General features: G+C 68.7%; 22 protein-coding genes and 1 pseudogene. 11 read left to right on the top strand and 12 right to left on the bottom strand.

Annotation, left to right across the window (positions count from 1 at the left end; translation table 11 throughout):
* Nucleotides 1-45 precede the first annotated feature (45 nt).
* The 10 genes from AB0J78_RS30095 to aspS all read right to left on the bottom strand — a co-directional run bounded on the left by AB0J78_RS30095 (nucleotide 46) and on the right by aspS (nucleotide 10,769).
* Nucleotides 46-330, bottom strand: a complete 285-nt coding sequence (locus AB0J78_RS30095) for a hypothetical protein (protein ID WP_363794848.1) — start codon at nucleotides 328-330, stop codon at nucleotides 46-48.
* Nucleotides 327-734 carry a DUF948 domain-containing protein gene (locus AB0J78_RS30090; protein ID WP_132627088.1) on the bottom strand — a complete coding sequence of 136 codons (408 nt, stop codon included), beginning with the start codon at nucleotides 732-734 and terminating at the stop codon, nucleotides 327-329. Before AB0J78_RS30090 ends, AB0J78_RS30095 begins: the two co-directional genes overlap by 4 nt.
* Nucleotides 735-927: 193 nt before the next feature.
* A complete protein-coding gene (locus AB0J78_RS30085; RefSeq protein WP_363794846.1) occupies nucleotides 928-1,890 on the bottom strand; it encodes a D-glycerate dehydrogenase in 963 nt (320 codons plus the stop codon).
* Between the two features lie 337 nt (nucleotides 1,891-2,227).
* Complete coding sequence (locus AB0J78_RS30080; protein ID WP_363794844.1) at nucleotides 2,228-3,583, bottom strand: replication-associated recombination protein A; 1,356 nt, start codon at nucleotides 3,581-3,583, stop codon at nucleotides 2,228-2,230.
* A 201-nt stretch (nucleotides 3,584-3,784) separates the two neighbouring features.
* Nucleotides 3,785-5,245 (bottom strand): SulP family inorganic anion transporter, encoded by a 1,461-nt coding sequence (locus AB0J78_RS30075; RefSeq protein ID WP_363794842.1) that lies wholly within the window; start codon nucleotides 5,243-5,245, stop codon nucleotides 3,785-3,787.
* A 137-nt stretch (nucleotides 5,246-5,382) separates the two neighbouring features.
* Entirely contained in the window at nucleotides 5,383-5,979 is a 597-nt protein-coding gene (locus AB0J78_RS30070; RefSeq protein ID WP_363794840.1) for a carbonic anhydrase, read from the bottom strand.
* A 51-nt stretch (nucleotides 5,980-6,030) separates the two neighbouring features.
* Nucleotides 6,031-6,411, bottom strand: coding sequence for a hypothetical protein (locus tag AB0J78_RS30065; RefSeq protein WP_363794838.1), 381 nt, complete (start codon nucleotides 6,409-6,411; stop codon nucleotides 6,031-6,033).
* 342 nt (nucleotides 6,412-6,753) lie between these two features.
* A complete protein-coding gene (locus AB0J78_RS30060; RefSeq protein ID WP_363794836.1) occupies nucleotides 6,754-7,476 on the bottom strand; it encodes a GNAT family N-acetyltransferase in 723 nt (240 codons plus the stop codon).
* On the bottom strand, nucleotides 7,473-8,687 hold the full coding sequence (locus AB0J78_RS30055; RefSeq protein WP_363794834.1) for a hypothetical protein: 1,215 nt from the start codon (nucleotides 8,685-8,687) through the stop codon (nucleotides 7,473-7,475). The genes AB0J78_RS30060 and AB0J78_RS30055 overlap by 4 nt, the downstream gene beginning before the upstream one ends.
* A gap of 267 nt (nucleotides 8,688-8,954) precedes the next feature.
* Nucleotides 8,955-10,769, bottom strand: coding sequence for an aspartate--tRNA ligase (gene aspS / locus AB0J78_RS30050; protein ID WP_363794832.1), 1,815 nt, complete (start codon nucleotides 10,767-10,769; stop codon nucleotides 8,955-8,957).
* Nucleotides 10,770-11,187: 418 nt separating this feature from the next.
* On the opposite strand from aspS, the gene AB0J78_RS30045 reads away from it, so the two are divergent.
* Entirely contained in the window at nucleotides 11,188-12,285 is a 1,098-nt protein-coding gene (locus AB0J78_RS30045) for a hypothetical protein (RefSeq protein WP_363794830.1), read from the top strand.
* 310 nt (nucleotides 12,286-12,595) lie between these two features.
* A complete protein-coding gene (locus AB0J78_RS30040; protein ID WP_363794828.1) occupies nucleotides 12,596-13,669 on the top strand; it encodes a zinc-binding dehydrogenase in 1,074 nt (357 codons plus the stop codon).
* A 51-nt stretch (nucleotides 13,670-13,720) separates the two neighbouring features.
* Here the strand turns inward: AB0J78_RS30040 and AB0J78_RS30035 are convergent, their stop codons facing one another.
* Nucleotides 13,721-14,515 (bottom strand): GntR family transcriptional regulator, encoded by a 795-nt coding sequence (locus tag AB0J78_RS30035; RefSeq protein ID WP_363794826.1) that lies wholly within the window; start codon nucleotides 14,513-14,515, stop codon nucleotides 13,721-13,723.
* 124 nt (nucleotides 14,516-14,639) lie between these two features.
* Here AB0J78_RS30035 and AB0J78_RS30030 point away from each other — a divergent pair, with 124 nt between their 5' ends.
* The 7 genes from AB0J78_RS30030 to AB0J78_RS30000 all read left to right on the top strand — a co-directional run bounded on the left by AB0J78_RS30030 (nucleotide 14,640) and on the right by AB0J78_RS30000 (nucleotide 20,051).
* Nucleotides 14,640-15,758, top strand: a complete 1,119-nt coding sequence (locus AB0J78_RS30030) for a TIGR03364 family FAD-dependent oxidoreductase (protein WP_363794824.1) — start codon at nucleotides 14,640-14,642, stop codon at nucleotides 15,756-15,758.
* 17 nt (nucleotides 15,759-15,775) lie between these two features.
* Complete coding sequence (locus tag AB0J78_RS30025; RefSeq protein ID WP_363794822.1) at nucleotides 15,776-16,693, top strand: phosphate/phosphite/phosphonate ABC transporter substrate-binding protein; 918 nt, start codon at nucleotides 15,776-15,778, stop codon at nucleotides 16,691-16,693.
* A complete protein-coding gene (locus tag AB0J78_RS30020) occupies nucleotides 16,693-17,403 on the top strand; it encodes an ATP-binding cassette domain-containing protein (protein WP_363794820.1) in 711 nt (236 codons plus the stop codon). The genes AB0J78_RS30025 and AB0J78_RS30020 overlap by 1 nt, the downstream gene beginning before the upstream one ends.
* Nucleotides 17,400-18,224, top strand: coding sequence for a phosphonate ABC transporter, permease protein PhnE (gene phnE, locus AB0J78_RS30015; RefSeq protein ID WP_363794818.1), 825 nt, complete (start codon nucleotides 17,400-17,402; stop codon nucleotides 18,222-18,224). The genes AB0J78_RS30020 and phnE overlap by 4 nt, the downstream gene beginning before the upstream one ends.
* The gene (locus AB0J78_RS30010) at nucleotides 18,221-18,874 is read left to right on the top strand and encodes a phosphonatase-like hydrolase (RefSeq protein WP_363794816.1); all 654 of its coding nucleotides are present in this window, start codon (nucleotides 18,221-18,223) and stop codon (nucleotides 18,872-18,874) included. Before phnE ends, AB0J78_RS30010 begins: the two co-directional genes overlap by 4 nt.
* 221 nt (nucleotides 18,875-19,095) lie before the next feature.
* A complete protein-coding gene (locus tag AB0J78_RS30005; protein ID WP_363794814.1) occupies nucleotides 19,096-19,533 on the top strand; it encodes a hypothetical protein in 438 nt (145 codons plus the stop codon).
* A 62-nt stretch (nucleotides 19,534-19,595) separates the two neighbouring features.
* Nucleotides 19,596-20,051 carry a hypothetical protein gene (locus tag AB0J78_RS30000; RefSeq protein WP_363794812.1) on the top strand — a complete coding sequence of 152 codons (456 nt, stop codon included), beginning with the start codon at nucleotides 19,596-19,598 and terminating at the stop codon, nucleotides 20,049-20,051.
* Between the two features lie 170 nt (nucleotides 20,052-20,221).
* On the opposite strand, the gene AB0J78_RS29995 is transcribed toward AB0J78_RS30000, so the two are convergent.
* The gene (locus AB0J78_RS29995; RefSeq protein WP_363794810.1) at nucleotides 20,222-21,148 is read right to left on the bottom strand and encodes a radical SAM protein; all 927 of its coding nucleotides are present in this window, start codon (nucleotides 21,146-21,148) and stop codon (nucleotides 20,222-20,224) included.
* Between AB0J78_RS29995 and AB0J78_RS29990 the strand changes: the two genes are divergently transcribed.
* Complete coding sequence (locus AB0J78_RS29990) at nucleotides 21,078-22,535, top strand: recombinase family protein (protein ID WP_363794808.1); 1,458 nt, start codon at nucleotides 21,078-21,080, stop codon at nucleotides 22,533-22,535. The genes AB0J78_RS29995 and AB0J78_RS29990 overlap by 71 nt on opposite strands.
* A 2,019-nt stretch (nucleotides 22,536-24,554) precedes the next feature.
* Nucleotides 24,555-24,857 (top strand): annotated as a pseudogene (locus AB0J78_RS29985) (hypothetical protein); the annotation flags it as partial.
* Nucleotides 24,858-24,926 lie beyond the last annotated feature (69 nt).

Here is a 24,926-nt window from a genome sequence, read left to right as displayed (position 1 = left end):
GTCGGTGTCGGCGAGCGGCCGGCGGCGCGGTGCGGCGCGCCTGCGTCAGCGGCCCGCCCGACGAGCTCGCCGCTCGGCGTCGTGCTCAGCGGTTATCCGCCGGACCTGGTCCGCGTCCACGACCACATCCTGCAGCTGGTCTTCCCGTTCCTGCATCCCGGCGCGGACGTCGGCCCCGAACGAGCCGACCGCTCCAGCCAGTTCACGCATGGCGCCGCCGACCTGCTCGGCCATCCCCGTGGGGGTCGCCTTCCGAGCGGTCTCGTTGACCTTGCGGGTCAGCGCGACTCCGGCTGCGATGCCCGCGCCGAACCAGAAAAGGCGCCTCACTTGCGCCCTCCTTTGTTCTTGCGGCGGAAGTGCCGTCCGGTCGGTTCCTGCTTGCGCTTCCGGCGGGCCTTCAGCGCCTTGCTCACGCCGTAGGAGAACGCCGCCGTCTTCACCAACGGACCACCCAGTGTAGCCGTGAACAGCGACGACAACGCCGAGACGTTCCCGCTGATGGTCTTGGCGTTGGAGGTGATGCCGTCGACCCGCTCCAGCTGCGTGTTCACGTGCGTGATCGTCGTGTTCGCGCCGGTGAAGATCGGGTCGCTGTTCTCCTGCGCCTTCTTGATCGCGGTGCTCGCCTCGTCCAGGGTCTTGCCGAGCTTGATCAGCGGCACCGCCAGCAGCAGGACCAGCAGCACGAACGCTCCGGCGACGATCAGCGCGGCGATCTGCGTGGGCGTCACGTGCCCTCCCGTATGTCCACGTCATGTCCTTGTCGAACCGGCGACCTGCGCCGGTTCGTTGATCGTGCGCCAGGTTACCGGTGTATCCGCCAGCTACAAGCACCCGGGCCGCCGGGCCCCACCGCAGGTCCGCGCCTCTCCGCGCAGGACGTGGCGGGCGCGCGCCGGAGGTCTCGATGCGATGACCGGTTGATCACGCGGTGACGGGTGTGAGCGCCTGCTGACCGGTCAGGACGGCGGCGACGTTGCGCGCGGCGAGCTCGGCCATCGCGGTGCGCGTCTCGGTGGTCGCCGAGCCCAGGTGCGGGGCGATCGCGACGTTGTCCAGCTCCAGCAGGCCGGGGTCGACGTCGGGCTCGTTCTCGAAGACGTCCAGCGCCGCCCCGCCGATGCGCCCTTCCTTGAGGGCCGCGGCCAGGGCCTTCTCGTCCACGATCGGGCCTCGGCTGGTGTTGACGACGATCGCGGTGGACTTCATCGCGTCCAGCGCCGCGTCGTCGATGAGGTGGCGGGTGCTCTCGGTGAGCGGGCAGTGCAGGGAGAGGACGTCGGCGGTGCGCAGCAGCTCGTCGTGCGACAGGTACCGGGCGTCGAGCTCGGCCTCGATCTCCTGCGGCGCGCGGCGGCGGCCGGTGTAGGCGATGTGCATGCCGAAGGCGCGTGCGCGGCGGGCCACGGCCTGGCCGATGCCGCCGAGGCCGACGATGCCCAGCGTCTTGCCCTGCAGGCCGGTGCCGAGCATGAAGCCGAGGTGGAAGTTCCAGGGCGTGCGGGAGCGCAGCAACCGCTCGGCCTCGCCGAGGCGGCGGGTGACCGACAGCAGCAGCCCGAAGGCGAGGTCGGCGGTGGCGTCGGTGAGCACGCCGGGCGTGTTGGTGACGGTGACGCCGCGTCCGGTGACCGCGGGGACGTCGACGTTGTCGTAGCCGACGGCCACGTTCGCCACGACCTTCAGCTTCGGGCCCGCGGCGTCGAGGAACTCGGTGTCGATGCGGTCGTGCAGCATCGCGACGACGCCGTCGGCGCCTCCGACGGTCGCGCGGAGCTCGTCGGGGGTCAGCGGCCGGTCCTGGTCGCAGACCTGGACCTCGGCGACTTCGCGCAGCACCGCCACGGCGGACTCCGGAACCGTCCTGGTGACCACGACCTTGCTCACATCGACCTCCACGCTCGTTCTGCCCGGTTCGGCATGGTTCGGCACAGTACCGGCTCGGACAACGAGCGGTTCTGGTCGAGCCGCCCCATGATCAAGTCCGCCTCGCCCGGTCGGTTCGGACCAGGTGCTGCTTAAGAACGCGGCGGAGCCGCTGCTTCAGGTGAGGGACTCAGCCCGCACCGCCGCAGGTTCTGAGCGGCTTCGTGGCGAGTACGCCGGGACGCCGCGTAATTCACATACTCAAGGAACGTCGCGCGGAGACCACGAAGCCGCTGCGCTTTACCCTTCGGGGGTTTCTGCCACCGGCACCGCCAAGCAACGAATCCCTTAGCAGGTCTCAATCCTCGTCGCGGATGATGTTGCGCAGCTTCGGGACCCTGTCGTGCAGCGCGCGTTCGGCGCCGCGCGGGGTCGGGTCGTAGTAGTCGCGCCCCACCAGCGACTCCGGCGGGTACTGCTGGGCGAGCACGCCTTCGGGCTTGTCGTGCGGGTAGCGGTAGCCCTTGGCGTTGCCGAGCTTCTGCGCACCCGCGTAGTGCCCGTCGCGCAGGTGCGGTGGCACCGGACCGCCCTTGCCCGCGCGCACATCACCCATCGCCGCGTCGATCGCGGTGATCACGGCGTTGGACTTCGGCGCGGTGGCCAGGTGGATGGTGGCCTGGGCCAGCGCCAGCCGTCCCTCGGGCATGCCGATGAACTGCACCGCCTGAGCCGCGGCGACGGCGGTCTGCAGCGCGGTCGGATCGGCCATGCCGATGTCCTCGCTGGCGTGCACGACCAGGCGGCGCGCGATGAACCTCGGGTCCTCCCCCGCCTCGACCATCCGCGCCAGGTAGTGCAGCGCGGCGTCGACGTCGGAACCTCGGATGGACTTGATGAAGGCGCTGGTGATGTCGTAGTGCTGGTCGCCGCCCCGGTCGTAGAGCACGGCCGCTCGGTCCACCGTGGATTCGACGGTGGCCAGGTCGATCTCGTCGGCTCCGTTGGACACCGCTGATTCGGCCGCGGCCTCCAGCGCCGTCAGCGCGCGGCGGGCATCTCCTTCGGCCAGCGCGACCAGGTGTTCCTCGGCGTCCTCGGCCAGCCCGACCGAGCCGCCCAGCCCTCGTTCCTCGCTGACCGCGCGGCGCAGCAGCGCACGGATGTCCTCGTCGTCCAGGCTGCGCAGCTGCAGCACCAGCGACCGCGACAGCAGCGGCGCCACCACCGAGAAGTAGGGGTTCTCGGTCGTCGCGGCCACCAGCAGCACGGTCCGGTCCTCGACCGCGCCCAGCAGCGCGTCCTGCTGGGTCTTGGAGAAGCGGTGCACCTCGTCGATGAACAGCACGGTGGCCTCGCCGGAACGTCCGAGGCGGCGGCGAGCCTCCTCGATAACGGCCCGGACCTCCTTCACCCCCGACGACAGCGCCGACAGCGCCGCGAACCGGCGCCCGGTCGCCTTCGACACGAGGTTCGCCAGGGTCGTCTTCCCGGTCCCGGGCGGCCCGTAGAGCAGCACCGACGCCGGAGCCGCTCCCTCGACCAGCCGCCGCAGAGGAGCACCGGCGACCAGGAGGTGCTGCTGCCCGACGACCTCCTCCAGGGACCGAGGCCGCATCCGCACCGCCAACGGCGCGTTCTCGGCCAGCTTCTCCCCGGCCTTCTGCTCGGTCTCAGCCCCGAACAGCCCCTCGTCGAACAACCCCTCGCTCACGCCGCGAACGCTACCCGCCACCCCCGACTCCCCCACGAACCACACCGCCCCCCACCGAGGCCGACCACGGTGCCGGAGTCCCATCCCGACCTCGGCCCCGCACCAGGTGACCCGATTTCAATGGAAGTCCGGGTCCCGATTTCAGTGGAAATCGGAACCCGGACTTCAGTGGAAATCGGGTCACCCCAGGTGAGGGTCTGGTCAGCCGGCCTTGGCCGGCATGGCGACCTCGACGCTGCCGTTGTTGCGGCGGTGCTCGGCGACCCAGTTCTCGACCGCCTGGTGGCAAGCGCGGTCCAGGTGGCGGACCGTGCTCAGGTCGAGGTGGACGTGCTTGCCCGTGGGCAGCTTCTCCAGGTGGTCGAGCAGCCGGGGCAGGCGCAGGAACGTGGCGTTGCCGCCGAGCTCGACGTGGACGCGGTCCTCGCTGTGCTCGGCGTTGACCGACAGCCGGGAGACCTCGACCGCGGTCTTGACCACCGCGACGGCCAGACCCGTCAGGGTGCCGATGAGCAGGTCGGTGGCCACGATCGTCACCGCGGTCAGCACCAGCACGAACGCCTCGGACCGGTGCTCGCGCACCAGCTTGGCGACCGCCTGGATCTCCAGCAGCTTCCAACCGGCCTGGATCAGCAGCGCGGCCAGCACGGCGGTCGGGATGAACGCCAGCAGGCCGGGCAGCAGCACCACGAACAGCAGCAGCCAGAAGCCGTGCAGCACGCGGGACAGCTTCGTCTTCGCGCCGGCCTGCACGTTGGCGGAGCTGCGCACGATCACGGCGGTCATCGGCAGCGCGCCGAAGACGCCGCAGACCGCGTTGCCCGCGCCCTGCGCGACGAGTTCCTTGTTGTACTGCGTCTTCGGACCGTCGTGCATCCGGTCGACGGCAGCGGCGCTGAACAGGCTCTCCGCCGAGGCGATCAGCGCGAACGTGAGGATCGAGCCGAGCACGGCGAGGTTGATCGCGCCGAAGTCGGTCAGCGCGGGCGGGTTCAACGACGCCAGCAGCGAGCCGACCTCGATCTTCTTCACCGGCAGGGCCAGCAGCGCGGCCGCCGCGCTGGTGAGGATCACGGCGACCAGCGCGCCGGGCACCAGGTTCAGCGGCGCGGGCACGAACTTCTTCCAGCCGGTCATGACCAGCAGCGCCGCGATGGCGAGGCCGAGACCGGCCAGGCCCTCGGGCGTGGTCACCATCGCGGTGGCCAGTCCGCCCAGTCCGCCGAACTTCTCGGCGGTCGTGTTGGGCTGAGCCAGACCGCCGACCGGGTAGATCTGGCCGAGGATCAGCACCAGGCCGATACCGGCGAGCATGCCTTGCACGACCGAAGGCGAGATGGCTCGGAACCAGGTGCCCAGCCGGCTGATGCCGAGCAGGATCTGCACGACGCCGGCACCGAGCACGATGATGCCGAGCATCGCGAGCCCGTGCTGGCTGACTGCCGAGGCCACCAGCACGGTCAGGCCCGCGGCCGGGCCGGAGACCTGCAGCGAGCTGCCGGGCAGCAGGCCGACGACCAGGCCACCGACGATGCCGGTGACGATGCCCAGCTCGACGGGAACACCGGACGCGGCGGCCACGCCCACGCACAGCGGGACGGCCACCAGGAACACCACCAGGGAGGCGGCGAGATCCGCGCCGAACGTCGGCGCGCTGGGCATTCGCCCGGTTCGTGTTTGCGACGTGTCTTCAATTTGCGTTGTCACAATGCCCTCCAGGGCGAAAAACGGGAGCGGGCATCGATCCGGGCACCCTGCGCGGTGGGGACCCGGATCGATGTCGCAGGCGCGGGCTTTCTCTACAGCGGGAGGAAGTCCTCGTCCTCCGCGGACTGCGGTGCGACGTAGACAAGGCCGGTGTCGATCTCGAAGAACCAGCCGTGCAGGCGAAGCCGCCCGGATTCGATCCGGTCGCGGATGAACGGGTACTCGCGCAGCACGTCCAGCTGCGACCGGAGGTGCCGTTTGCTCTCGGTGCGGACGGCGGCGTCCTCCGGTTCGGTGGCGACCTGGGCGCCGGTGCCCAGCCAGGTGCACAGCGCGGGCAGCTCGTCGAGCCCGCGGCCGGCGATGGTCAGCGCGGTGACGGCACCGCAGTGCGAGTGGCCGCACACGATGATGTCCTGGATCCCCAGCTGAAGAACCGCGTACTCGATCGTGCCCATCTCACTGGAACCGGAGTCCGGTGAGTATTTCGGAACCACGTTTCCAGCGGTTCGCAGTTCGAACAAGGTTCCTGGCTCAGCCCCGGTGATGTGTGACGGCGTCACACGGGAATCTGAACATCCGATGAACAAAGCGGAAGGTGACTGGCCCGTGGCCAACTGCTCGCGCTGGTCCGCGGAAAGCAGGTTCGGATAGCGACGTGCGTGTTGCACGAAGTTTTCGAAGCTCATTTTCGAATCTCCGGGTCTAATCGGCTCGGAAAAAGTCGGAGTCCGAACCGATCAGTGCCGCATGACCTGCAGCATCGCCGGTGAATGTCTGAGCCTGCCGTGCGCGTGGTGGGTATCAGTCCCGATGCTGGGGAACGTGGCGGAGCGGATGAGGATTTCGAAATCTGCCGCCATCCAGCGGGATGACCCGAGGAGCAGGTCCCGGTCGTGCTCGTGGCGCATCTGGGTGCGCCGGTGCGTGGCCGTGCTGGGCAGGCGTTCGCGGAGCTTCTCGCCGTCCCGGTGCTCCTTCGGGTCGGGTTTGTGCTCGTTGGTGGCGGCGCAGCTGACCTGACCGGCCAGCGCCGCGTCGGTGGGCCCCAGGGCGGCGAGCACGACAGAGAAGAGCAGGAAGAGTCCCACTCTCGTGATCTGCCATGCCGTGCCGCGCACCGAATGCCTCCCGAAAAAAACGAGCAGCCGATCCCCTTCCGGCGACGCCGACGGTTGCGGGGTGAACGAGCGAAAGCGCTCGAACCCCACAATATCGGAAGCTACGCCCGAGTACGCAAGTAGCGGATCGGACGAATCCACCGCGCAACAAATGAGAATTCCTTAATGCGGCAACCCCGGAGCCCATAATCACCCGGTCGTCGGGTCGACATCCTGCGAGCCACTACGTTCCGCGACATCAGGCGTCACGGTGCGCACTTGAAATGTGACCGGTATAACCGCATCGGGGGACGGCCCCGGTGGCCGCCTATTCACTTGCGAAACATCGCAGAAACGCGATTCCTACCGAACGCGATAATGATATGCATGCGCGAGCGTGAATCCGAGCGATTCGTAACGACTCCGCGCGACGGAGTTGCCGGTCTCCACTTGGAGGAACACCCGCTCGGCCGACGCCCGACCGGCGCCGGAGCGCATCAGCGCGGCGGCCACACCGCGTCGCCGCCACTCCGGGGCCGTGCGCATCCCGTAGACGCCGCACCAGCCGTCCGAGACGGCAAACATGCCGACCCCCACCGGAACACCCCGGTGCACGGCGGTGGCGAACGCGACCGGCGCAGGCACCCGGTCCAGGCTCGGCTCAGGCCGACCACCGACGGCCGCGACCGCGTCCAGCCATCGCGAGCCTGGCTCGGCGTCCAGCAGGACGTCGAAGTCCGACACCGGGCACGTCCGCAGCAGCGCCTCCCGCTCGGTCCGCATGACCGTGGTCGGCGCGTCGACGCGGTATCCGCGAGCGGCCAGCAGCTCGTCCAGCTCCGAGCGCTCGTCGAGCGGGCTGACCTGCACGATCGCCGGACTCGAACGCTCGGCGTAGAAGCGCTCGGCCGCGTCGATCGCCGCTTCCGGATCGTCGAGCGGACCCACGGGCAGAGCCGAGTTCGAGCGGCGGCGGCGAAGCAGGTCGCAGTGCCGCAGCAGCCAGCCGTCGCGACGCACCACCGTCGAGGCGGGCCAGGTCGCCGCCGCCGCCCGCTCGATGGCCCAGACGTCGGCTGGCGTCACTCCGTCCGGAACGCCGGGTACGGCTGCAGGTGCAGCGCGCCGGCTCCGAAGCGGTCCACCAGAGCGTCGATGACGGTGTCGGCGAACTCCGCGACGTCGGACAGCTGCGCGTCCTGCGCGTCGGAGCGCAGGTGCCGCCAGCGGTCCACCAGCGCGGTGCTGCGACGCGGCGAGGGCTGGTGCAGGTCGATCGGCCGGTCGTTCTCGCCGGTGCGCGGCAGGAACCACCACGTCGACACCCACACCCACAGCAGCTGGGCGTTGAAAAGCCTGGGCAGCAGCACCTCATCGGAGTCCAGCTCCGGCCACACCTCGGCGATCTCCGAGCGCCAGGTCGCGAGCATGCTCTGCGCCAGGTTCTCCGGTAATGCGTAGGAGCACCACGAGGACGGGAACGGGTACTGCAGGTAGGCGGCGTCCATCGCGACGTCGCGCACGCAGCCCCACTCGAAGTCCAGGAAGCGAACGCCGCTGGAGCCGGTGACGAGGCTGTTCTCCGGGCAGATGTCGGACGGGCTGAACGCCTGGTAGCGGCTGGAACCCAGCTGCTCGGACGCGGCGGTGAGCCGCTCGACCAGCTCCGGCGGCGTGCGCACGCCGAGGATCTGGCTGAGCAGTTCGGGCAGCTCGCCGACCGAGGCGACGATGTCGTCGGCGACCGGGTCGGTCCAGGACTTGGCGCCCAGCCTGCGCATCAGCGCGTCGAAGTCGGCAGCGCAGCCGGCGGTGCTGCTGTGCAGGCGTCCCAGCGCTCGGGCCCACGCGAGCAGAGCCCGCTCGGCGGCGCGCGGGTCCTCGGCGAAGAGCACGTCGGCCAGCGTCGAACCGCGGCCGAGGTCTTCGAGCACCAGCAAGCGCTCGTTGACGTCGTGCGCGATGAGTTCGGGGCTGACGCGCGCTTCCGGCGGCAGCGCCGTCGTCAGCTGGCAGCTCGCCGCCTCATGCGCGAACGGGTCGGTGCGCGCCTCCGGAGGGCACTCTCCGTAGTGCTTGACGACCACCGTGCGCGGCAGTTCGAACGGCGATTCGGCGATCCGCACCCGCAGCACGACCGAGCGGTCACTCCCGCCCAGGTCCTCCGCGTCGGCAAGCCGCACCGGAGCTCCGGTCCTCTTGCTCAGCACCGCTTCTGCGGTGGCGACCGTGTCGGTCGCCTCGGTGCTGGCCGGGACCCGGACCTCCGGGGGGCCGGTGGTGATCTCCACGCTCATCGTCTCCAGACACTACCCCCACAAACTGAACCTCTAGGGCCATGACCGGTCAAGTGACACCTGACCGGGCATCCGCCGTATGCGCTGCGTGTTCACCCCTGAACTCCCCACGCACACGACTCCCTCAGACGTTGACGGAACCGATCCTCGGCAACGTTGCACGGGTGGCGAACTCCGATCCGAATCGCTCCCACCCGCACATGAGTGAGCCCGGCCGAACGCCGCGAATGACGCGCTCGACCGGGCCACCACTCGATGGGCGCAAGATCAGCTCTGCGGCTCGACCGTCCCGGTCACGTCCTTCTCGGCGGCCTTGGCCTGCTTCGGCTTCGCGTCGATGCCGGCCTCCTTGCGCTGGGCGTCGGTGATCGGCGCCGGCGCGGCGGTCAGCGGGTCGAACCCGCCGCCGCTCTTCGGGAACGCGATGACGTCGCGCAGCGACTCGGCACCGGCCAGCAGCATGCAGATCCGGTCCCAGCCGAAGGCGATGCCGCCGTGCGGCGGGGCGCCGTACTTGAACGCCTCCAACAGGAAGCCGAACTTCTCCTGCGCCTCGTCCTCGGTGATGCCCAGCAGCTCGAACACCCGCTCCTGCAGGTCCGGCCGGTGGATACGGATGGAGCCGCCGCCGATCTCGTTGCCGTTGCAGACGATGTCGTAGGCCCAGGCGAGCGCGTTCTCCGGGTCCTTCTCGAAGTTGTCGATCCAGTCGGCGTTGGGCGAGGTGAACGGGTGGTGCACCGCGGTCCACTTGCCGCTGCCGACGGCGACGTCGCCGGCCTCCATGTCCTCGACGGGCTCGAACATCGGCGCGTCGACGACCCACACGAACGACCAGGCGTCGTGGTCGATGAGGCCGCAGCGCTCACCGATCTCCAGGCGCGCCGCGCCGAGCAACCCGCGAGCGGAGGCGCGACCGCCCGCGCCGAAGAACACGCAGTCGCCCGGGTTCGCACCGACGGCCTTGGCCAGGCCCTCGCGCTCGGACTCCGAGAGGTTCTTGGCGACCGGACCCGACAGCTCGCCGTTCTCACCGATGAGCACGTAGGCCAGGCCCTTGTGCCCGCGCTGCTTGGCCCACTCCTGCCAGGCGTCGAGCTGACGACGCGGCTGGTCGGCACCGCCTGGCATGACCACGGCACCCACGTAGGGCGCCTGGAACACGCGGAACGGCGTGTCCTTGAAGTACTCGGTCATCTCGGTGAGCTCGAGACCGAAGCGCAGGTCGGGCTTGTCGGTGCCGTAGCGGGCCATCGCCTCGGCGTAGGTCATCCGCGGGATCGGGCGCGGGATCTCGTGGTCGACCAGCTTCCACAGGCCGGCCAGGATCTCCTCGCCGAGCTCGATGACGTCGTCCTGCTCGACGAAGCTCATCTCGATGTCGAGCTGGGTGAACTCCGGCTGCCGGTCGGCGCGGAAGTCCTCGTCGCGGTAGCAGCGGGCGATCTGGAAGTAGCGCTCCATGCCGCCGACCATCAGCAGCTGCTTGAACAGCTGCGGCGACTGCGGCAGCGCGTACCAGCTGCCGGGCTGCAGGCGGGCCGGGATCAGGAAGTCGCGGGCGCCCTCCGGGGTGGAGCGCGTCATCGTCGGCGTCTCGATCTCGACGAACTCGCGGCCGTGCAGCGTCTCGCGCGCGATGCGGTTGATGTCGCTGCGCATCCGCATGATCCGGCCGGGCTCGCTGCGGCGCAGGTCCAGGTAGCGGTGCTTGAGGCGGATCTCCTCGCCGACCTCCAGGTGGTCGTCCAGCGGGAACGGCAGCGGAGCCGCTTCGCTGAGGACCTCCAGGTCGGTGACGGTGACCTCGATGGCGCCGGTGGGGATCTCGGCGTTCTCGTTGCCCTCGGGGCGGACGACGACCTCGCCGGTGATCTTGATGCAGAACTCGGCGCGCAGCCGGTGGGCGCGCTCGGCCATCTCCCCTTCGCGGAAGACGACCTGGGAGACGCCGGAGGCGTCGCGCAGATCGATGAAGATGACCCCGCCGTGATCGCGACGGCGCGCCACCCACCCCGCGAGGGTGACGGTCTGCCCGGCATGACCGGCGCGGAGCGATCCGGCCTCGTGCGTGCGCATCACGGGTACTCAGGCTCCTTCTTCCGCTTTTCGAGCGTTCGACTGCGTTGGCCGCTTCCCGCGTCGTGAGCAGGCGGGACGCGAGGTTCCAGGCTAGCCAACCTGCCCTGGGCGATCGCGGGCAGGGCGGCGGCCGGTCCCGCGATCTGAGCCGACCCGATCAGAGCCTCGACCTCGCCCCACCAGCGTGCCAGCCTGGTTCAAACCACATTCGCCCGCGTGATCGACAATTCTCGATGCTCGGTGGAGTGAACCATTGTGGGCCGTTGCATACGTGTGGAAGAGAGGAACAACAAAACACAGGCATCGCCCGAGGTGGGCTACTCCTAAAGTGGGAGACGCCTACCGGAACTCGGTCGTTGCGCAACAGTGACCCACTGATTAGCGTAAGTTCGGAATTCGCCGGACACGAGGAGTAACGATGACCGGCCCGAAAACCGAGGCCCGCCCGACCGCCCGCCAGGCCGTTCGCGGCATGCAGCCGGGCGCCCCGCAGGCCCACCCGACCCAGCCACCCTCCCAGGCCACGAAGCCGCAACCGACGCAGCAGGCCAATGCGATCTCGGCCGAGCTGGCGGAACTGCTCCGAACAGGTCCGTTCGAAGCCGCTCTGCGCACCGCGATCCGTTCCAGCCGCCTGAGCCTGGAGCGCATCCAGCACCGCCTGCGCGCCAGAGGCACACCGGTCAGCATCACGGCGCTGAGCTACTGGCAGTCCGGCCGCCGCCGCCCCGAGCGCCCCGATTCGCTGCTCGCGCTGGCCCAGCTGGAGCAGGTCCTGGGCGTCCCGGAGAGCTCCCTGTCCGCGCTGCTCGGTCCGCCGCGCCCGCGCGGACGGACCCGGCAGGCGTCCGCCGAGGCACCGCCGCTGAGCGCGCTGTGGTCGGAGCACGAGTCGGCCGCGGAGCTGCTCACCAAGATCGACACCAACCACGACAGCAAGCTGACCCGGCTGTCGCACCACGACGTGGTGCACGTCGATCAGCACGGTGACCTGCGCAAAATCCGCACCCGCAAGCTGGTTCGCGCGGAGACCAACAACGCCGACCGCTGGGTGATCATGTTCGACGGCGCGTCGTCGGTGGCCACGCCGCCGATCATCCGCCCGATCCGCTCGTGCCGGTTGGGCCAGGTGCTCACCGACCACGCGCGCGATCTGGTGGTCGCCGAGCTGCTGTTCGACCACGCGCTGGCGCGGGGCGAGACGCTGCTGCTCGAGTACGAGATCATCGACCCGCCGACCGGTCCGAACGAGGCGGAGCACAGCTTCTGCCGGCTCTTCCGGCTGCCCGTGCGCCAGTACGTCGTGGAGTTGCAGTTCGATCCGGCGCACCCGCCGGCGGGCTGCGAGAGCTACGTCGGCGATTCGGCGATGCAGGAGGCCGAGCAGCCCAAGCCGCTGCAGGTGGATCGCTTCGGGCGCGCGCACGCGGTCGCCCTGGACTTCGGCATGGGAGTCTTCGGCGTCCGCTGGCAGCCCGAGCGGCAGAACGCGGCGGAGCTCCCGGAAGCGGAGTAACCCGGTTCAGCGATCGGTTCACTCACCCCTCTGCACGCGCCGTAACGAAGACTCGAACAATTCAAGAAACCCCGAAAACCCCCGATCAGCGCGTCTTCACATTCGAGAAACAATGGTCCGGACGCAGTCGCATCACAAAAGAATTCGGATTCCGACCGCTTCGAACGAAAGCGCCATCGTTTCCGAGAACTGCCAGGAGGCCGAGCCGGCGCAGGCTCGGCCTCCCGCTCTTGACCGGGGCGTGGCCGTTCGGTGAACGTCCAACAACTTGTCTATACAGGCGGTCGTCCCGACTGGCAGGATGCCGCGCATGACTGCTCCTGCCCGCGCTCTCGGCGTCGCCCTCTCCGCCCGGTGGGAAGGCGTCGGCGAGCCGTTCACCCTCGTCGAGTCGCCCCTCCCGGAGGACTTGGAGGCCGGCGAGGTCCTGGTCGAGATCGAGCTGGCGACGGTGTGCGGCAGTGATCTGCACACGGTCACCGGCGGTCGGCCCGCCCCCTCGCCAGGGGTGCTCGGGCACGAGCAGGTGGGCCGGGTCATCGCGGTGGGACCCGGCGACGCGCCGCGCTGCCTGAATTCGACTCCGGTGACGCCCGGCCTCCGCGTGGTGTGGTCGGTGGCCGCCTCCTGCCTGCGCTGCGCGCGCTGCCTGGCGGGAATGCCGCAGAAGTGCGTGCACCTGCGCAAGTACGGCCACGAGGCGTGGGACGACGAGCGGCCGCTGCGCGGAGGTTTCGCCACGCACTGCCTGCTGATGCCGGGTACCGCGATCGCCGCGGTCGACGAGTCGCTGCCCGCAGAGGTCGCCGCGCCGGTGTCCTGCGCGACCGCGACGGTCGCCGCCGTGGTGGGCGCGGCGGGCCACTTCGGCGACGATACCCGGGCGCTGGTCAACGGAGCCGGAATGCTCGGGCTGACGGCGGTGGCGATGCTGTCGGCGGCCGGTGCCCACGTGGTGGCGGTCGATCCGCATCCGCAGCGCCGCGAGCGGGCGCTCGCCTTCGGGGCCTCGGAGGCGGAACCGGCCGGGACCCCGGTCGCCGAGGTGGACGTCGCGCTCGAACTGTCCGGCGCGACCGGTGCGGTCCAGTCCTGCCTGGACTCCCTCGCGGTCGGCGGGGTCGCGGTGCTGGCCGGTTCGGTGTCGCCGGGCCCGGCGGTCCGGCTGGATCCGGAGCGGCTGGTGCGCGGCCTGAACCGGGTCGTCGGCGTGCACAACTACCACCCGCGCGACCTGCTCACGGCCGTCGACTTCATCACCGAGCAGCACCGCACCCGCCCGTTCGCCGACCTGGTCGCGGGCCGCTACCGCCTGCACGAGCTGGACGCCGCCTTCGCAGCCGCACGCCGAGGCGAAGCCCCCCGCCAGGCCATCACCCCCTGACCCGAGAACGGGCACCAACACCCGGAGACCGCACCCGGAACACCCCGGTAATCAGGTCTCCGGATACGGCCGCAGTCCGGGTCCCGGAGGTGCCGCGCCCGTCCACGCGGGCCCGGACCGGGTCACGTCGGCCCGTCGACTGCGGGTGTTGGTGACGGTTACCGAGGCGACGTCGGGCCGGTAGCGGTCCTCGGAGCATTCCAGCGGTGTGCCCGCGGAATCGGTGGTCACCCGTCGTTCCCTGAGCAGCGGCGCGCCTTCGCCGACTTCGAGCAGCCGCGAGTCGGTCGGGTCGGCGGCCACGGCGTCGAAGGTGTGGCGCGCGGCGTGCAGGTCCACGCCCTGCTCGGTGAGGTAGGCGTAGATCGACCCCGCGTCGAGGTCGGCGTCGAGCAGGCTCCGGCCGATCTGCTCGCGGTAGGTCATCCGCTCCAGCATGGCGGGGCGGCCGTCGAGCAGTCGCAGCCGCAGCAGCTGCACCGCCAGGGCGTCGGGTTCGAGCTGCAGGGCTGCGGCGACGGCCGGTTCGGGCCTGCGCAACGCGATCTCCTGGAGCTGCTGGCCGGGCACGTGCCCGGTGATCTCCGCACGGCGGGTGAACGACAGGAAGGACTCGAAGGGCTGACTCGGCACGGCGTCGAGCACGACCGGCCGCTTGCCCTTGCCGCCACCGATCAGTCCCTCGTCGCGCAGCGCGGCCAGCGCTTGCCGGATCGGTCCGCGCGAGACCGAGAACTCCTGGCACAGCTGTGATTCCGACGGCAGGGATTCGCCCACGGCGATCTCGCCCGACCGGATGCGCTGCCTCAGTTCGCTCGCGAGCACGCGGTGCAGTGGAGTCGTCACGAAGTGGACTATACAAGCTTGGACCCACGGCACATGGACGCCCGAAAAAGCCAGGTTGAACGGTAGATTACTTGTACATACAAGTCATTGACCTTGCTTCCCGCGCGCTGGCACCGTGAGCGATGTGAGCGTTTCGAGCAGTTCAACCGACCTGATCGTCGTGGGCGCCGGGATCGTCGGCCTGGCGCACGCCGTCGCGGCGGTGGAGCGGGGGATGTCGGTCACGGTCGTCGAACGCGACGACCACGCCGTCGGCGCCTCCGTCCGCAACTTCGGGCACGCCTGCATCACCGCCCAGACCGGCGAGGCGCTGCGCTTCGCCGAGCACGCCAGGGGAACCTGGCTGCGACTGGGCGAGCGAGCGGGCTTCGACGTCGCCGAATGCGGCACGGTCGTCGCCGCCCGGTCGACCGAGGAGACCGCCGCGCTGGAGGAGCTCGCCGAACTGCGAGGACCGGACCAGGTCCGGCTGCTCACCGCGGACGAAACCGCCTCCGCCGCATCGGTTTCCGCCGAGGGACTGCACGGCGGGGCACTGCTCCCCCGCGACCTCCGCGTCGACCAGCGGCGCGCCGCAGCCGCGATCGCCGCGTGGCTCGCCGAGCAGCCGGGGGCGCGAGTGCTGTGGGGCACTCCCGTGCTGAGCGTCGAAGGCGGTCTGGTGCGCACCGGGCAGGGCCCGCTGCACGGCGATCACGTGGTGGTCTGCGCGGGCCACGACCTCGACCGGATCATCCCGGACGCGGCCGAGGCGGCCGGAGTTCGCCGCTGCGTGCTGCAGATGCTGCAACTCCGGGCCCCTGGTCTGAAGCTCGGCCCGGCGCTGCTGACCGGAACCTCGATGCTGCGCTACCCGGCCCTGGCCGGGACCGCAGGCGCCCGCGCGCTGCGCGAGCGCTGGAGCGACCAGCGCCCGGAACTGCTGGCGGCGTCGGTCAACCACATGCTCACCCAGCTGCCGGACGGCGACCTCGTCGTCGGCGACACCCACAGCTACGCCCGCACCCTCGAACCCTGGTCGTCGGAAGAACTCGACGAGCTCCTGCTCGCCGAGACCCGAGCGCTGCTCGGTCGCGACGACCTCGCGGTGGTCCGCCGCTGGCAAGGCGTCTACGCCTCCGCCGACGGCGAATTCCTCCGCACCCGCGTCTCCCCCGGCGTCACCGCTGTCGCCGTGACCTCCGGAATCGGTATGACCACCGCTTTCGGACTCGCTCCATCCGTTGTCGATTCCCTCGCCTGAACCCTCGGGAGCCCCTGATGTCCTTGCGCCGCTTCACACGCCCGATCGCCCTCGCCATCGCCGCCAGCTCCGTCTTGGCGCTGACCGCCTGCGGCACCGGCGGTGACACCGCCGGCGAGTCGCCGACCTGCCCGGACGGCAAGATCCGCTTCGGCGTCGAACCCTTCGAAGACCCCGCCCGGCTCACCCCGGCCGCGCAGAAGCTGGGCGACGCGCTGTCGAAGTCGCTCAACTGCCCGGTGGAAGTCCAGGTGACCCAGGAGTACTCGGCCGAGGTCCTGGCCATGCAGAACAACAAGCTCGACATCGCGATCTTCGGACCGCTCGGTTACGTCTTCGCCAGCCAGCGCGCCGAGGCCGAGGCGGTGGCCTCGTTCGCCGACGCCAACCGCGCGCTGTCGACCTACACCGCGGGAATCTGGGTTCCCAAGGGCTCCGACATCACCTCGGTGCAGCAGCTGCGGGGCCGGTCGCTGGCGCTGGGCTCGGTCGGTTCCACCTCCGGCGACGCGCTGCCGCGAAAGGCGCTGGCCGACAACCACATCCCCGAGAACGAGGTGAAGATCGACTACGCCGGTGGCCACCCGGAGGCGCTGCTGGCGCTGACCAACGGCGCGGTGGACGCCGCCGAGATCAACTCCCAGCAGCTGGCCAGCGCCACCGCGGCCGGGCTCTTCGACCCCGCAGCGCACCGCCAGATCTGGAGCTCCGCGCCGATCCCGAACGACCCGATCACCGTTCGCGGCGACATGGACCCGGCGTTCAAGCAGGCCGTCCGCGACGCGCTGCTGAACCTGGACCCGTCCACGGTCGGCGAAATCGGTGCGCTGCTGGACGTCTCGCCGCCCGGCCCGCTGGTGCCCGTCGACCGCTCCACCTACCAGCCGCTGTTCGACCTGGCCGCCTCCCTCAAGCTCACCGAAGGCGACGTCTGATGCTCACCGCCACGGGTCTGACCGTCCACTACGGATCCCGCGAAGTCCTGCACGGCGTCGATGTGACGGTCTCCTCGGGTGAGCTGCTGGCCGTGCTCGGCGCCAACGGGTCCGGGAAGTCCACGATGCTGCGCGCTGCCGCCGGGTTGACCCCGGCCGACGGCACGGTCACAGTCGACGGCCGACGCCGGGGGCCGCTGGACATCGCCTTGGTGTTCCAGCGGATTCACCTGGTCGGCAGGCGCAGCGCGCTGGAGAACGTGTGCACCGGTGCGCTGGGCAGGCTCCCGCTGCACCGCTCGCTCACCCCCGCGCTGTTCCCCCGCTCGGTGCGGGAGGAGGCGATGGCCTGCCTGGAACGCGTCGGGCTCGCCGATCGGGCGCACGACCGCGCTTCCGGACTGTCCGGCGGCCAGCAGCAGCGCGTGGCCATTGCCCGCGCGCTGTGCCAGCGGGCACCGGTGGTGCTGGCCGACGAGCCGGTGTCGGCGCTCGACCCGGCCGCTGCGGAGCAGGTCCTGGAGCTGCTGGCCGAGCTCGCCCACACCGAGCGGCTGGCGGTGCTCGCGGTGCTGCACCAGCCCGATCTCGCCCGCCGCTACGCCGACCGCATCGTCGGTTTGCACGACGGTGCGGTCGTCCTCGACGGGGACCCCACCCAGCCCGTCGATTCCCTGTACCCGCACGCCCTGCTGGAGACGTCGTCGTGACCACCGCCCTGCAACCCGCACGCCGAGCCGTTCCGCCGAAACCGCCGCGCGTCCGGCTCCGGATGATCGGCTGGTCCGTCGCGGCGCTGCTCCTGGCCGCCCACGTGGTGGCCTGGAACGCCACCGAGATCTCGGTGTCCGCGCTGGTCGAGGGTGCCACCGGCATGGGCGAGTTCCTGTCCGAGGCCGTGCCGCCGGAGCTCGGCTCGGACGTGCTCGCCGAGAGCGCGTCGGCCGCGGTCGTCACGCTGTGGATCGGCCTGCTGGGCACGACGCTGTCCATCCCGGGATCGCTGCTGCTGGCGCTGCTGGCGACCCGCGGCACCGCGCCCGGCTGGGTCTACCAGCCCGCGCGGAGCCTGCTGTCGTTCCTGCGCGCGGTGCCCGACGTGGTGTTCGCACTGATCTTCGTCACCGCCGTCGGGCTCGGCCCGTTCCCGGGCGTGCTGGCGCTGGTGTTCCACAACGTCGGCGTCATGGGCAAGTTGTGGGCGGAGACGCTGGAGGACGCCGATCCCGGTCCTGCGCAGGCGCTGCGCTCGGCCGGTGCCGGCCGCGTCCAGGTCGCCGCGCACGCGCTGCTGCCGGTGGTGACGCCGCAGATGGTCGGTCTGCTGCTGTACCGGTTCGACGTCAACGTCCGGTCTTCGCTGGTGCTGGGTCTGGTCGGTGCCGGCGGCATCGGGTTCCTGATCAACCAGTCGATCCAGTTGTTCCAGTTCGACGAGATGCTCACCCACATCCTGGTGGTGCTGGTGCTGATCGTCGCGGTGGACCAGCTCTCCGCCCTCATCCGCCGCCTTCTCGGGAGCACGTCGTGATCGCCCTGGTCGCACTGGACATCGCAGGTACCACCATCGACGAGGGAGGCGCCGTCTACCGCGTCCTCGCCGAGGTCGTCGCCGAGCACGGCGCGGCTCCCTCCGACGCGGACCTGCGGCACTGGATGGGCGCGGACAAGCGAGCGGCCCTGTCCGCGCTCACCGGCGATCCGGACGCGGTAAAACGGTTGCACGACCGCTTCGTGGCCCGCCTGGGCGAGGCCTACGCGCGCACGCCACCGCAACCGTTCCCGGACGTGCCGGAAACCCTTGCTGCGCTGCGCGAATCAGGCGTGAAGGTCGCGCTGACCACCGGTTTCGACCGGCGGATCACCGAGCTGATCATGTCCGAAGTGGACTGGGAGGTCGGCGATCAGCTCGACGCCGTGGTCTGCGCGTGCGAAGTGGAGGCAGGACGCCCGTCCCCCGCCATGATCCACCGGGCGATGGAACTCACCGGAACCACCGACCCCGCAGAGGTTCTCACCGCGGGCGACACGGTCCTCGACGTCCAAGCGGGCCACGCAGCACGCGCGGGCCACGTCGTCGCGGTCCTCACCGGCGCCCAAACCCGAACCGAGCTGGAGCAGCACAACCCCACGCTCGTCCTCCCCGGAGTAGCCGACCTGCCCGCAGCACTCACCACCTGACCACGACCCCAGCAGGGAGAGCTACCGCACCCGACCCCACCCTGCGTCGGGCTGCGCCAGCTCTCCCTGCTGCGCGCGGGAGTTGCCCGCAAACTCTCGGATTGCCGCTGTTTCCTGGTGGATGGTGGAACACTGTCCTGGTGCATCCGGTTCCACCTCCTGCCGCGACCACCTTCGTGATCGCCCGTACTCCGCACGCTCACCAGCGCGAGCTCCGACGCATGCGGATCCCGATCATCGCCCAGGCCGTGGCGGTCGTGGTCGAGTTGCTGGCAGCGACCACCTTGACCGCACTGGGAAACATCAGCGGATACGTGTACTACCTGCTCGCGCTGCTGTTTGCTGTCGTTCTCGCCGTCTACCTGCGCGTGTACCGAGTGCACGCCGCGATGCGTGGGCTCCAGCTGATCTTCACCCCCAGCGGGGTGACCTACACCTCGGATGCGGGTACGTTCACCGCGCCCTGGTCTGCGGTCACACGAGTCCGCCTCCGGCGGGGCCGGTGGATCTCGGTGCGGGTGCCGCACTGGGGCGGCCCGATCAGCGGCTTCGGCCTGGCCGGTGAACTGATCATGCCGCTCGCGGACACGGGACTGAGCTGGCACGACATCCGTGGCGCGGTCACCTGCATCAGCCAGGGCACGGTGACACCGCACTGACGTCCCACAGCTCGCCGAGGTACGCGCCGCCGAGCGGACGACTGAGAAACCCGATCGCGAACGTGCCGAACGCGGCGATCATGCCCCAGCAGCGGATCCCCGCCGGGAAAGTCCAGCTCGTTGAACCGCCGAGCAGAACGGCGAGTTGCCCACTGCTCACCTCGCACCAGTGGTTCATGCTGGTCGGGCAAGGGCATCAGGAAGAAGTCGGCATCTCCGTACGCACGCCCGCGAAGGACGAGATCGACCCGGCCGGCCTCGTGGCCGAGGTGGAAGCCCGGTCGTTGTCCACAATTGCTGTCGAGGTCCTGGATGCACCGGCCTCGGGTATGCCCGATCCCGACACATTTGACGGGCGGTGGCCATTGGGCGGGGACTTCGTGGAGGTTCACCTCAGTTGCCGCGTTCGGGAATGGTCACTGGACATGGCCGGTTTCACCGCCGACCTCGTGTCGGACGCGACGCGAGCCCGTGGCGTCCGCACCCCGGCGGCGATCTCCATCTTCCGCACGGGGTGATCGCTTGACAGGGACTGCCCAGACCACCAGACGCTCCCGAACTTTAGAGGTCTCTAGGTGTACCGGCCAGAGAGGCGGCCGCCCGGATAACCAGCGACACCAGTTGAAACGCCGCTACCACCACCGGCTCGCCAGGCTGCCTACGAAGGCGTGGCGACCGACTCCTCCCACTACAACAGCGTGAGCTGGCGCTCCCGGCCCCGGTCCACGTCGGACTGCGGTAGATCGTGCTGCTGCGTCCGGAAGCTCCCCGGTCGCAGCGGAGGCGTCAGCCCGTGACGACGCTTGGCCTGCTCAACCAGATCAACGACCTGCCGCTGATACGACTTCGGCGCATAAGCGCCGTTGCGGTACAGCTTCTCGTAAAGGGGCAGCAGATCTGGCCGTCGAGCACTCAGCCACTGGTGGTACCACTCGCGCGCGCCCGAGCGCAGGTGGAGCACGATCGGCGTCAGGCTCGTCGCACCCGCCTCGGCGATCGCGGCCACCGTGGCGTCGATCTGCTCCGGTGAGTCGCTGAGCCCCGGCAGGATCGGCGCCATCAGCACCGAACACCCGATTCCCGCCTCGGCGAACCGGCGCACCACGTCGAGCCGGCGCAGCGGTGATGGTGTTCCCGGCTCCACCTCCCGCCACAACGCCTCGTCGACCGACCCGATCGACGTCGCCACCGACACCGGGGCTCGCTGCGCTGCCTGGACGATCAGGTCCAGATCGCGCAGGATCAGCATTCCCTTGGTCAGGATCGAGAACGGGTTCGCCCGATCCCGCAGCGCGGCGATGATCTCCGGCATCAGCCGGTAGCGCCCCTCCGCGCGCTGGTACGGATCGGTGTTGGTGCCCATCGCGATCGGCTCACCGGTCCAGCGCGGGCTCGCCAACTCCTTGCGCAGCAACGCCGCCGCGTTCGTCTTCACCACGATCTTGCTGTCGAAATCACGCCCCGAATCCAGGTCCAGGTATGTGTGAGTCCGCCGCGCGAAGCAGTAGACGCATCCGTACTGTCGCCAAGTACCATGTTTAGCTATGGATGTCAGCGAGATCCGGACAGCACGCGAGTACCTGCGCGTTTCGCAGGACCGCTCTGGCCGCGGCAAGTCCAACCAGGAACAGCACTCCGACAACGTGGCCGCCGCTGACCGCAACGGATGGACGCTCGGCGAAGCGTACGAAGACCGGTCCATCTCAGCTTCCCGGTACACGAAGAAGGCGCGCGAGGGGTACGACCAGCTCATCGCCGATCTTGAATCGGGCACTTTCAGCGCCGACGCTCTGATCATCTGGGAGTCCTCGCGCGGCTCCCGCCGCGTCGGAGAGTGGGTTCTGCTGTGCGACCTGTTGGAGGAACGCGGCAAGTTCGTCCACGTCACCACTCACGGCCGCACCTACAACCCCCGGAATCCTCGCGACCGGCGTTCACTGCTTGAGGACGCGGTCGACTCCGAGTACGAGTCGGGGAAGCAGTCCAGCCGGATCGCACGCGACGCGGCCGCGGCGGCGACGGCCGGCAGACCGCCGACGCGGGGTGCGTTCGGCCACCCGCGCCGACACTGGATCGACACCCCACTCGGCCGCGAACGCATCACCGTGCCCGAGGACGAGATCGAGCGGGAGCGGGCGGCAGTGCTCGCCACGTATGACGGGCTGTTCGCGGGGAAGACGCTCGTGTCGCTGGCCCGCGAACTCGACAATCAAGGATTCCGCACGACCCGCGGGGGGAAGTTCACCCGCACCGAGGTCCGCGCCATGCTGCTCAATCCCCGCAACGCGGGCATCCGTTTCTACAAGGGCGAACGACTCAATGTCGAGACGGCCTGGGAGCCGATCGTTTCCGAAGAGACATGGCAGGCGGCCGTTCATTTCTTGAGCGATCCGAAGCGCCGTCAGAACCACGGCACGGCACGGCGGTGGATGGGCGGCGGGCTTTACCGGTGCGGTGTGTGCAACGAGTCCGATATGCGAGTGAACTACCGGGATGACGGCCGGGTCTACCGGTGCCGCGCAACAGGCCACAACTCGCGACACGCCGACAAGGTAGATGCATTCGTATTGACCACCGTAGCCGAGCGGCTGCGGCGCGATGACGTCGCAGAACTATTGGCGGAAACTGGGCAGAAATCACGGGCAGCCGAGTTGCGCACTGAGGCTCACGGGTTGCGGAAACGCCTTGATTCGCTCGGCGTGGAATATGCCACTGGGGCGCTGACCGCAGGTCAAGTCAGGACAGCAACTGACCATTTGGAAAGCCGGATGGCGGAAGTCAACTCCGAACTGGCATCGCTAGGACGTACTGATCAGCTGACATACTTGTTCGACGCCGACGACGCTGGACAGCGCTTTCTTGATCAAACGCTCGATGTGCAGCGAGCAACTGTGGCCGCGCTCTGCACAGTCACACTGCAAGCCAATCGGCGGGGTCGATGGGCTCTGATGAGCGACACCGTTGACATCGATTTCAACCAACCGTCTCGGCTCGTGAGTTAATTAGGGCACGCAGAGTCGCCGACATATCCGAACCACACCCGGCCAGTCCACCATCGACAATGCCACAGGCACGGTTGACGACGGCCCGTAGATACATGGGAAGCCGTCATCCATCTTCTGACCTGCAACTTTTCAGAACGACCAACCCGCTGATCGAAGCCGTTCGCGCTCTTCGCTATAATCGAGAGCGGGCAGAACGCGGGCCCCTTCCGAGTCACCTGGCTCCCACGCAGCTGGTGACGATGAGGACAAGTCGTCGCTGACGGCAGCGCCGGTTACCCGACCTCGTGCGGGTGGCGTGGGCTCCCGTGGAGGCGATCATGGGTGACTCCTCCCCGAAGCGGAAGGTAAACCAAGCGCGGAAGCGCGCAGCGAGGGCGTATCAGGCACAATACGGCTGTTCGTACCGGCAAGCCCTTCAGGCAGCTCAATCAGTTCCGCGACGAACAGCAAAACGTCCGTTTCCAACAGCAAGCAAGTGCGCAAATCCTGAGTGCACGGAGCCCACTTACAGGTACATTGACGCAAGCACCACGATCATCAATTTCCGCTACGCTCACATCTATTCAGCATCACCCTCTGGCCCTCGCCACGACCCAACAATCCCGAATGCGTTTTCGGACACAGACGACAACATTCTTCTTTTGTGTCCAGCCTGCCACAAAAACGTTGACTCGAATCCGGAAGAATTCCCCGACAGCCTGCTCACACTCTGGAAGAAAGAACAGATGAGCGGAGGTGCCTCAACAGGGAGAGCAGGCAACCTGAGGCACAACGAGGATTCGCAATGACCCCCGTTTCCATCACCGCCATGCCGGGAATATCGGGAATTGCGGGAGCGATCTATTTAACATTGATCGCACTAGCGGCAACGGTAGCCATATTCACCAAGAAACCCGCACGTCGCAAGGCAGCACTTGAGGTGCTTTTCGTGTTGATGTGGCGCAGACGGACAAACGATCGTAGGACCGCAAGAAAATAGCCCCGCGGTAAACAACTTGCGGGAACTTCCCCTTCCCGAGTCGGCCGTGAAGGGCACCCCGTCACCTCGGCGACCTCGGCAGCACGCATCCAGTTGGCCCAGGCAACCGGTCGAGATCCCGAAATCGCTGGCGACCTGCTTCAACGGAGCCTCGCCACGACGCGCCACAGCGACCAGGTCATCACGAAACTCCTGCGGATAAGGCTTGGGCACGACAGACATCCTTCCAAGCGAGGCCGAAGCCTCACACATCAGGTATCAACCAAACCCTGGGCAGACCCACCGGACCGACGGCGATGTGCCCGACAAGCTGCCGACCGCTTGGGACTGCCAAGGAGAGCAACCAGCACAGCAGCCGCCTCACTGGTCAACGCAGGAGCGGAATCGGCAATCTTCTCCGCAGCAGCGAGGTCACGCGGATCCAACCGGCAGGCATACGGAGTTGACACCTCCCGAACTCGGTTGCGCCGCAACTGCTCCACCCCCGACCATCGTGGACGACCTCGGCTCAGAGGTACTCACTCCAAGTGGCCCGCAGGGCCTGCGAATCAGCTTAAACCGAACCACCGCTACATCCGTCGCAGCTAGCGACCCGGAAACCAGGCACTGGGCGAGAGGTTGCTAGCACCGGCTCTGTCCACGTCATAAACCCACCTAGGGGCCGCTGCGGCTAGCTCGTTGGATCGTCGAGGACGGTGTGACCACCGCTCACGCGGCGAAGATGTTCATGGTGGCGCCGAAACTGCCAGTCAAGTGGGAACTCACCGGCATGCTCAAGCCCATTTTCCCAGGTCGATGTGAAGTCTAACCAGCGCAGTAAAGGAGTTTACCAGGACTGATCTGACGTCCCCGTGTTATCGCAGGCCATGACCCTTTCGTCCAACTGTGCTCCCTATCCGCCGGGAAAGCTGATTAGGTCCGAGTGGTCTCGGAAACCTCGCACGAGGCACCTTGACTCCCCTCCAGCAGCCTCCTTCTCGCCAAAACGGCCCCGCCGTCGCCAATCGGGCCTGAACCAGGTTGCATGCCTCGCCAGGCTGGAGGCTGGGGGAGCTTACTCGAACACAAAGGACCAGGTCAGCGCCCTGGAAACACTGCAAATGAAGCTGCCGGACCTGGCTACACCGTCCTAACCGACACCGAAGCGGGCAAAGCCCGGCCGCACCCGGCGACTCCCCGACGACCAGGTGCAGCAACTGATCGAAGGCTACAAGTCCGGCGCCACCGTCTACGAGCTGGGTGATCAGTACGGCATCGAGCGCCGCACCGTCAGCACGATCCTGCACCTCCACGGCGTCCCGATGCGGCGACGCAGTCTGTCCGAGGAACAGATCGACGACCGATGACCAGCACACCATCCACATCAAGCCCCTCCCCGATCGATCGCTGCACCTGCAGTGCGCGTGCAC

This window comes from Saccharopolyspora sp. NPDC049426, from assembly GCF_040676935.1.
In the GTDB taxonomy this organism is placed as follows: domain Bacteria; phylum Actinomycetota; class Actinomycetes; order Mycobacteriales; family Pseudonocardiaceae; genus Saccharopolyspora.
Note: the sequence above shows the minus strand (reverse complement) of the source record. Positions and strands in the feature narration are given on the sequence as shown.

What these genes read in the sequence shown, in the direction of transcription:
- AB0J78_RS30075 (WP_363794842.1), bottom strand. Translation starts at nt 5,245, where the DNA reads ATGCCCAGCGCGCCGACGTTCGGCGCGGATCTCGCCGCCTCCCTGGTG.
- AB0J78_RS30070 (WP_363794840.1), bottom strand. Translation starts at nt 5,979, where the DNA reads ATGAGCTTCGAAAACTTCGTGCAACACGCACGTCGCTATCCGAACCTG.
- AB0J78_RS30055 (WP_363794834.1), bottom strand. Translation starts at nt 8,687, where the DNA reads ATGAGCGTGGAGATCACCACCGGCCCCCCGGAGGTCCGGGTCCCGGCC.
- AB0J78_RS30045 (WP_363794830.1), top strand. Translation starts at nt 11,188, where the DNA reads ATGACCGGCCCGAAAACCGAGGCCCGCCCGACCGCCCGCCAGGCCGTT.
- AB0J78_RS30040 (WP_363794828.1), top strand. Translation starts at nt 12,596, where the DNA reads ATGACTGCTCCTGCCCGCGCTCTCGGCGTCGCCCTCTCCGCCCGGTGG.
- AB0J78_RS30025 (WP_363794822.1), top strand. Translation starts at nt 15,776, where the DNA reads ATGTCCTTGCGCCGCTTCACACGCCCGATCGCCCTCGCCATCGCCGCC.
- AB0J78_RS30020 (WP_363794820.1), top strand. Translation starts at nt 16,693, where the DNA reads ATGCTCACCGCCACGGGTCTGACCGTCCACTACGGATCCCGCGAAGTC.
- AB0J78_RS30005 (WP_363794814.1), top strand. Translation starts at nt 19,096, where the DNA reads ATGCGGATCCCGATCATCGCCCAGGCCGTGGCGGTCGTGGTCGAGTTG.
- AB0J78_RS29990 (WP_363794808.1), top strand. Translation starts at nt 21,078, where the DNA reads ATGGATGTCAGCGAGATCCGGACAGCACGCGAGTACCTGCGCGTTTCG.